Source organism: uncultured Chitinophaga sp. (assembly GCF_937874145.1).
Classification (GTDB): Bacteria; Bacteroidota; Bacteroidia; order Chitinophagales; family Chitinophagaceae; genus Chitinophaga.
In genome coordinates this window covers 1-7,805 of the sequence record NZ_CALNBI010000381.1, presented here as the reverse complement: position 1 = coordinate 7,805, position 7,805 = coordinate 1, and the positions used below count along the sequence as shown (strand labels likewise).

Below are 7,805 nucleotides of genomic sequence, written 5' to 3'. Positions count from 1 at the left end.
ACCGCAAGCGCACCGAAGCCCTTGCGGTTTTTTATTTTTCCCGCCAGGGGCATAATGCCAATCATCCCGCGGTATGACCGGGATCAACATGATTGATGGCAGGGATGGATACCTTTGGGTATCGTGAAACTGTTTACATCCCTCATATTAATCGTTTTACTCGCGCTGCAGTCGTTCCACCCCGTAGTGATGTACGCCGGCTATTATGCGAATAAAGATTACGTTGCCGGGATGCTCTGCGAAAACCGCGACCGGCCCGCCATGCACTGCGAAGGCAAATGCTTCCTGAAAAAGCAGCTGCGCAAAGCGGGCGAAGAGGAACAGCCCGGGCATACCTCCGCCAAAATCATCGAAGTGTGCGTGTACGTGGAACCGGCATCCTGCCTGCAACAGCACGTTCCCCTTGTTCCGCCGTCCATGCAGTACCCCGCTTTCCATCCGGGGCATTACGCTTACAATTACCACTATTCCTGTTTCCACCCGCCCTGCATGTAACCGTTTACAGCAATTGGCATTCCTGTGCGGCTAACATGAGCCGCCTGCCGGGAGCGCCATGTCCGAACGGTATCACTTACACTTATCACAATACATGCAGTCATGAAAAAATATTTCCTTTTCCTCCTGGCTTTCACTTTCGCCGCCATTATCACCGGTTGTTCCAAAGACAATATGGAGCCCGCGCCTGAAAAGATCCCTTACCAGAAAATGGCCGAAGGCTACGCCACGGGCGCTGGTGTTAAAGTGGAGCTCTACGCGAAGAAAGCGTTTTCGACCGGGTATAATCCCATATACGTCGCGCTGTACGATTCCATCTCCGGCAAACCGCTGGAAAAGGCGCAGATCACCCTGCAACCCATGATGGACATGGGCACGATGAAACATGCCTCGCCCGTGGAACAACCTTCCGGCAACGCGGAGAACAAACTGTTCCCCGCCGCGGTGGTCTTCACCATGCCTTCCGGTGAAATGGGCAGCTGGACGCTCAGTGTGAGCGTTTCCGGGAACGGCAGGCAGGGCATAGCGACCCTGCCGGCGGTTGTAACCGCCCCCGCCGTAGCGCGCCTGAAATCCTTTGTATCCAAAGCCGATAACGCCAAATTCTTCGTGGCGTACATCCTGCCGGATGCGCCGAAAGTAGGTGTGAACGAGCTGGAGATCGCGGTATATAAAGTAAAGAACATGATGGAGTTCCCGGCAGACAGCAGCCTGACCGTTTCCCTCACCCCCGAAATGCCCACCATGGGCCACGGTTCCCCCAACAACGCGGACCCCGTCCATATTGGCAAAGGCCACTACAAAGGGAAAGCGAATTTCACGATGACGGGCCTGTGGTACCTGCACCTCGGTTTCAAAGCCGGCGCCGCGGTTGCGGACGAGGCAACGTATTTCGAAGTGAATTTCTAAGACCGCGAAAATCGAACGTCATGAAAGCCGTCAACTTATTACTTATATCGCTGCTGCCTGCGGGCATGGCCACTGCGCAGGTGTCTGTCAAAGAGGATTCCCTGCGGACGGTAGTGCTGCGGGAAGTGAACGTTTCCGCGAAACAGAAAACGCACCAGCAGCATTTATTCCAGTTCTTCAGCGCCAACCGCGCCGCCACTACGGAAGACGTGCTTTCGCGCCTGCCCGAGCTGTCGATGGTGAGGCGCGGGAACTACGGGATGGAGCCCGTTATCCGCAGCTACAACAGCGGCCAGGTGAACCTGCTGCTCGACGGGATGCGCATCCACGGGGCCTGTACCGACAAAATGGACCCGGCCTCCATCTACATCGAGCCCGCCAACCTGCAAAGCATCGAAGTGCGCACCACGGGCGGGAGCCTTCTTAACGGGTCGTCCCTCGGCGGCAGCATCAACATGAAACTGGCCGAAGCATCGTGCCACGGCAGCTGCTGCGAAACGGGCGCTACTTTCTCGGGATCGTCGAACACCGGGTTCCATTCCGCATCGCGCTCGTTCTTCCAGTCCCTCAACCTGAACTACACCACGCAAAAGTGGGGGATCGCAGCTACGGGGACGTATCGCAAAGCCGGCAACTACCGCGACGGCAGCGGCCACCGCGTGCAGTTCTCGCAATATGAAAAAGTGAATTACTCCCTGCACGGCAAGTTCCTCCTCAACCACAACACCTACCTGAAAGTAGACCTCCTGGCCGACGATGGCTGGAACATCGGCTACGCCGCCCTGCCCATGGACGTAGGCTATGCCAATGCGCGCATCGGCGCCGTGAGCCTCGTGAAAGAGAACGTGCCGGGCGCAAGATCGAGGCGAAACTCTACGCCAACCAGGTGAAACACTATATGGACGACACGCAGCGGCCCGATGTGCCCATGCACATGGACATGCCCGGCAAAAGCAACACCTCCGGCTTTTATCTCGAAGGCACCAAAAGCATCGGGCAGCGGCAGTCGCTGACGCTGCGGGCGGATGCGTCGCTGACGCGCCTCGTGGCTTCCATGACGATGTACCAGGAGGGGCAGTCGCCCATGTACATGCTCACCTGGCCGGATAACCGCCAGGTGCAGACGGGCGTGGCGGCGCAATACGTGTTGCAGCTGGACAGCCTCACCCAATTGCAGTTCAGCGCCCGCGCGGATTATTCGGACTTCGGGCTTACTACCGGAATGGGTAAAGACCAGCTGGCCGTGTTCGGGTACAGCGGCGCCAATGCGCAGTTCTTCATCCCATCCGTATCCGCGCAGGTTTCCCGGAAGCTGCACCGCAACCTGAAAGCCACGGCATCACTGGGCTTCAATGGCAGAACGCCGACCGCGAGCGAGCTGTACGGCTTCTATCTCTTCAACCAGTTCGACATGCACGATTACATCGGCAATCCCGGCCTGCAACAGGAAACCGCGCAGCAGGCGGAGCTGTCGCTGACCTGGCGCAAACCGAAATGGAAAGTGCAGGCCGCGGGATATGTTTCGCGGGCCGGCAATTATATCATGGGCGTGTACGACCCATCGCTGAGCGTAATGACGACCGGCGCGCGCGGCGTGAAACGTTACCAGAACCTCGACTACGCGATACTGACCGGCGCAGAAGGCAGCGTGATGTACCAGCCCTTCCCCAAAACGCAGGTAGTATCCGTTCTCAAATACGCTTATGCGCGGAACAAGGAAGGCGACCCGCTGCCCATGATCGCGCCGCTGCGCAATATCACCACCATCCGGCAACACATCGGGAAATTATGGCTGCAGGGCGAAATGGAAACCGCCGCGGCCCAGCGCAACGTGAGCAAGGCGGCGAACGAAAGGGAGACGGGCGATTTCCAATTGTTCCATTTCCGCCTCGGCTACAACGGCCGGTTCAACAACATTCCCTGGCAGTTGAACGGCGGCGTGGAGAATATCTTCGACGCTTATTACCGCGAGCACCTGGACTGGGGCAATGTAGCCAGGCAGGGCAGGAATTGCTTCCTGCAGTTCGGTATTTCATTTTAAGTTTTCCCGCATCGCAAATAGCAAAGCCGTATGTGCCCAAAGCGCATGCGGCTTTCATTTTCAGCCACGATTGCCGTAATGCAGTTTATAATGCCTATATTTGTAGTTAATGCACGATTTATACTACATACAATCTGCAGCCTCGTTTGCCAATTATGCGGGGAGCTTCGCCAGTGTTGAATTACTGCCCGGCAAAGCGTACTTCTATTCCAACTTCAAAGACTTCTATACTTCAGCCCCCGCCTGTTAAAACGCGCTTCAGCCGGGGGATACGCATTTTATTCACAGCAATGTCATTGCACGGATAAGCCTTTATGCTTTCCCGGCATAGCGCTGCATGCAATTTATTTTCCGTCGCTGCCCCGATGTTGGCATTGCGGCGGAGGGGCATTGCCATGTCTTTTCAGAAAAATAATACAACCATGAATATCACGCATACCACACAACCCATCATACATAAAGACGATCACGCCATCATCAGCAGCTACCTCGGCACCGAGGCCACCGAGCCGCTGAAGGTAAAGCTGGAGAAGGCTAAAATTGTGCCGCAGGACGAATTCCCCCGCGACGCCGTGCGCCTGCATTCCAGGGTAACCGTAAGAGATAAGATGGCGCGGATGAACTTCACTTACCACATGTCCCTGCCGGGCGGCAACCAGTCGGTAACGTCCAACATCGGTATGGCGATTTTGGGTTTGAAGAAAGGGGAAGAAGTGAAGCTGCAATTCAAGAACAGCAAGAAATATTATATCGTGATGGAAGTTTCCAACCCGGTATAACGTGGGTGACTACAGGGGTAAGACAGGTATCCCCGCCAACAGCAAAGCCGCGCAGGTTGCAGAACCGGCGCGGCTTTCATTTTGTTATACCACTGCGGCTGTCCAGTTTTTGGTTTCGGCGGTGAGCAGGCCGATGACGTCGGTTTTACCGGCTTTGAAGGAATGATCGGCGCCTTCGAGCCGCACGAGCGTGGCGGTGGGGAGGGATTGGCAGACGGCGGCGATGAGGTCCCAGGTGGCCAGCGTATCCCTTGATCCCTGCAGGAACAGCATGGGTTTGGTAATGGCGCGGAGGTGTTCGGCGCGGCCGGCGGAAGGTTTGCCGGCGGCGTGGAGCGGAAAGCCGAAGAAGATGAGCCCTTTCACGGGGCTTTCCGGGTGGGCGGAAATGTACTGCGACGTCATTCTCCCGCCGAATGATTTACCGGAAGCGAATAGCGGGATTTTGGGCGCGAGGGATTGCGCCTTTTTAATGGCCGCCGCGATCGTAGCCTGCGCAACGGCGGGGGAATCCGGTCTTTTCTTCTGTTGTTCCGTAAACGGGAAGTTGAACCGCAGCGTGGCGATACCGGCTTTCGACAGTGATTCCGCCAGCGTTTCCATGAACACATGCTGCATACCGGCGCCCGCGCCATGCGCCAGCGTGAGGATGCAGGAAGGTTTCGGCGGCGACATGTAAATGGCCGTTACGCTGCCAATTTCCGGCGATACTTCGATCTGAAAGGTTTTGGTACTCATCGGGCGTAAAGGTAAGGGTTCATGCGGAATACCTATATTTGTCAAGACCATATTCACCCCAACCAGCGATCCTTATGTTCAAGAAGCAAGCATTTGTCGTTAACAAACCGGTGTTTTTCGTGTCTTTCACACTGGTCGTGGCCAGCCTGGTGTTGTGCCTGCTGTTCCGGGAATCCGCCGCGGCGTGGTTTGCCAGTGTGCAGCACGACATTACCGAAAACCTGGGCTGGTTTTTCATCCTGACCGTCAACTTCGTCCTGATATTCTGCCTGTGCCTGGCCTTCAACCGGTTCGGGCACATCCGCATCGGCGGCGAGCATGCCGAGCCGGAGTTCAGCACCGTTTCCTGGTTCGCCATGCTGTTCAGTGCGGGCATGGGCATCGGCATCATGTTTTTCAGCGTGGCGGAGCCGGTTTCCCATTTCGTGCAGCCACCCCGGCCGGTGGATACGCCCGTAGCCGCCGCGCGCCAGGCCATGGACTTCACCTTCCTGCACTGGGGCCTGCATGCCTGGGGGATCTACGCGCTGGTGGGCCTTGCGCTGGCGTTTTTCGCTTACAACAAGAAGCTTCCGCTCACTTTCCGTTCGCTGTTTTATCCTTTCCTCGGAGAAAGGATCCATGGCTGGTGGGGGCATTGCATCGATATCTTTTCCGTACTGGCCACGCTGTTCGGCCTTTCCACCTCCCTGGGGCTGGGCGTGCAGCAGATCAACGCGGGCACAAACTTCCTGTTCGGATGGCCGGAATCCGCCGGGCTGCAATCCGTCATGATCCTTTGCATCACCGCCGTTGCCACGCTGTCCGTTATTTCCGGGCTCGACAAGGGCGTGAAACTCCTCAGCAACGTGAATATGCTCCTGGCGCTGGCGCTGATGCTCCTGGTGTTCCTCGCGGGACCAACCATCTACCTGCTCAAAAGCCTTATCCAAAATACAGGCTCATACATTTCGCATTTCGTGGATATCAGCACCTGGAACGACAGCTACCGGCAAACCGGGTGGCAGAACAGCTGGACGGTCTTCTACTGGGCCTGGTGGATCGCGTGGTCGCCGTTCGTGGGAAGTTTTATCGCACGCATCTCCCGTGGGCGCACGGTCAGGGAGTTCGTATTGGGCGTACTGATCGTTCCGGCGATGCTGACGCTGCTGTGGATGACCGTTTTCGGCAACACGGCGTTTTCATTCATCCTGGCGGGCGACGATAGCATCGTGAAAGCCGTGCAGGCGAACATTTCCACCGCGCTCTTCGAATTCCTGCAAATGCTACCGCTGACGGCGGTGTTATCCGTACTGGCGGTGGTACTCGTGGCATTTTTCTTCATCACGTCTTCGGATTCCGGGTCGCTGGTGGTGGACAATATCACTTCCGGTGGTTCGCAGCGCACGCCGGTGTTGCAGCGGATCTTCTGGTCGTTCATGCAGGGATTCATCGCCATTGCATTGTTGTGGAGCGGCGGGCTGGGGGCCTTGCAGGCGGCGGTGATCATCGCAGGCCTGCCTTTCGCGGCGATCATCCTGCTGATGTGCTACAGCCTCTGGAAAGGCCTGCAGGAAGAGTATGCGGGTATCCAGAAGAAGCAGCGGCAGAAGCAGGAAAAGAGTTACCGGAACATCATTACTGATCTGATAAACGAACAGGATAAAAATGACTAAGCCTACAGACATCCGAATACTGGTCGGCCTCGACCTATCCGGGATGGACAGGGAACTGATCCGTTATCTCGGCATTCTCCAGCAGTGGCTTCCTTCTTCCCACATTACATTCCTGCACAGCATCAAGGTAGCCGAGTTGCCGGCGGATATGCGCGAGCCCGCCAAGCTCCGGCTCATCGCTTCCCGCATCGAGTCAAAAATACGGCAACTGATCAGCAGCATCGCCATCCCCGACATCCCATTCGACGTGCAGGTGGCGCATGAAGCGTATGCCGAACTGGCGTTTATGGAGGTGGTGAAGAAACAGCAGGCCAACCTGGTGCTGCTCGGCAACAAGCAAACCCTGGAAGGCAGCGGCGGTATCAGCCAGAAGCTCGCCCGCATGCTGCCCGCCGCCGTAATGCTCCTGCCCGAAAGCGCAGACCGCCGGCCGCGCACCATCGTGCAGGCGGTGGATTTCTCCCGCTACACGGCGCCCGTGGCGCGCTGGGGCCGCATCATCGCCGAAGGAGAAGCATCCCCGCGCATGATCCCCGTTTACATCCACCGGATGAGCTACCATTCTTTTCCCATCTTTTCGGAAGATGAAACCGAAGCGGCCTTCCGGCAGGAGGCTGCCGATAAAACCCGGAAATGGGCCGCGCAATACCGCGATGCACCGCCCTTGCAGGTGATCCCCGCCCGCGAGCAAAGCGTGGCCAGCACCCTGATGCGCTTCGCGCGCGAAAACCAGGCGGATTTCATCATCCTCGGCGTACAGGGCGTTACTTCGCTGACCAACCTCTTCATGGGCAGCGTGGCCAACGAAGTGCTGCAGCGCGACAATGCACCCGGACTGCTGCTCGTTAAACCATGAACAAGCTTGGAAACATCAATAAGGCCGGCCCTGGATAGGAGCCGGCCTTGCTATTGTACAGGGTACTCCACTATGGGAGGATGTTCACGTCTACGGATTGTACAGCGCTTTTGCTGTCGTACACCGTGGTGGTAGCCGCCTCGAATGTGGCGATATACTGGCCCGGTGATTTGTAAATGGTAAAGTAGCTTTCCAGCCGGTTGTCCGACATCTTCTTGATCGGCACACCCGCATCCGGGATGGCTTTGTTCAGCTGCAAAGGCTTGGAGATGATCCAGCTTTCCGATTCATCGCTGTTCGCCGGGCCACCGGTCACCTTGAACGACGATGCC

At 57.0% G+C, this 7,805-nt stretch carries 9 protein-coding genes and 1 pseudogene; 8 read left to right on the top strand and 2 right to left on the bottom strand.

All coding sequences use genetic code 11. The features are described 5' to 3' along the window. The first annotated feature begins 123 nt into the window (after positions 1-123). The 6 genes from Q0510_RS18710 (at position 124) to Q0510_RS18685 (ending at position 4,224) form a co-directional block, all read left to right on the top strand. Positions 124-495: a hypothetical protein gene (locus Q0510_RS18710; RefSeq protein ID WP_298715236.1), complete on the top strand. Its 372-nt coding sequence runs from the start codon at positions 124-126 to the stop codon at positions 493-495. A gap of 102 nt (positions 496-597) precedes the next feature. Beyond that, the gene (locus tag Q0510_RS18705) at positions 598-1,404 is read left to right on the top strand and encodes a FixH family protein (RefSeq protein ID WP_298715233.1); all 807 of its coding nucleotides are present in this window, start codon (positions 598-600) and stop codon (positions 1,402-1,404) included. 20 nt (positions 1,405-1,424) lie between these two features. Continuing rightward, positions 1,425-2,294, top strand: coding sequence for a TonB-dependent receptor plug domain-containing protein (locus tag Q0510_RS18700; RefSeq protein ID WP_298715231.1), 870 nt, complete (start codon positions 1,425-1,427; stop codon positions 2,292-2,294). After that, positions 2,291-3,445, top strand: coding sequence for a TonB-dependent receptor (locus Q0510_RS18695; RefSeq protein WP_298715228.1), 1,155 nt, complete (start codon positions 2,291-2,293; stop codon positions 3,443-3,445). The genes Q0510_RS18700 and Q0510_RS18695 overlap by 4 nt, the downstream gene beginning before the upstream one ends. Positions 3,446-3,554: 109 nt before the next feature. After that, positions 3,555-3,695 carry a hypothetical protein gene (locus Q0510_RS18690; protein WP_298715227.1) on the top strand — a complete coding sequence of 47 codons (141 nt, stop codon included), beginning with the start codon at positions 3,555-3,557 and terminating at the stop codon, positions 3,693-3,695. 172 nt (positions 3,696-3,867) lie between these two features. Next, positions 3,868-4,224 (top strand): GreA/GreB family elongation factor, encoded by a 357-nt coding sequence (locus Q0510_RS18685; protein ID WP_298715225.1) that lies wholly within the window; start codon positions 3,868-3,870, stop codon positions 4,222-4,224. Positions 4,225-4,308: 84 nt separating this feature from the next. Here the strand turns inward: Q0510_RS18685 and Q0510_RS18680 are convergent, their stop codons facing one another. Next, a complete protein-coding gene (locus tag Q0510_RS18680) occupies positions 4,309-4,962 on the bottom strand; it encodes an alpha/beta fold hydrolase (protein ID WP_298715223.1) in 654 nt (217 codons plus the stop codon). Between the two features lie 74 nt (positions 4,963-5,036). Between Q0510_RS18680 and Q0510_RS18675 the strand changes: the two genes are divergently transcribed. Together Q0510_RS18675 and Q0510_RS18670 are read left to right on the top strand one after the other, a co-directional pair. Further along, positions 5,037-6,617, top strand: a complete 1,581-nt coding sequence (locus Q0510_RS18675) for a BCCT family transporter (protein WP_298715221.1) — start codon at positions 5,037-5,039, stop codon at positions 6,615-6,617. Continuing rightward, complete coding sequence (locus Q0510_RS18670) at positions 6,610-7,473, top strand: universal stress protein (protein ID WP_298715219.1); 864 nt, start codon at positions 6,610-6,612, stop codon at positions 7,471-7,473. The genes Q0510_RS18675 and Q0510_RS18670 overlap by 8 nt, the downstream gene beginning before the upstream one ends. 70 nt (positions 7,474-7,543) lie before the next feature. On the opposite strand, the pseudogene Q0510_RS18665 reads toward Q0510_RS18670, so the two are convergent. Beyond that, positions 7,544-7,805: pseudogene (locus Q0510_RS18665) on the bottom strand (hypothetical protein); the annotation flags it as partial.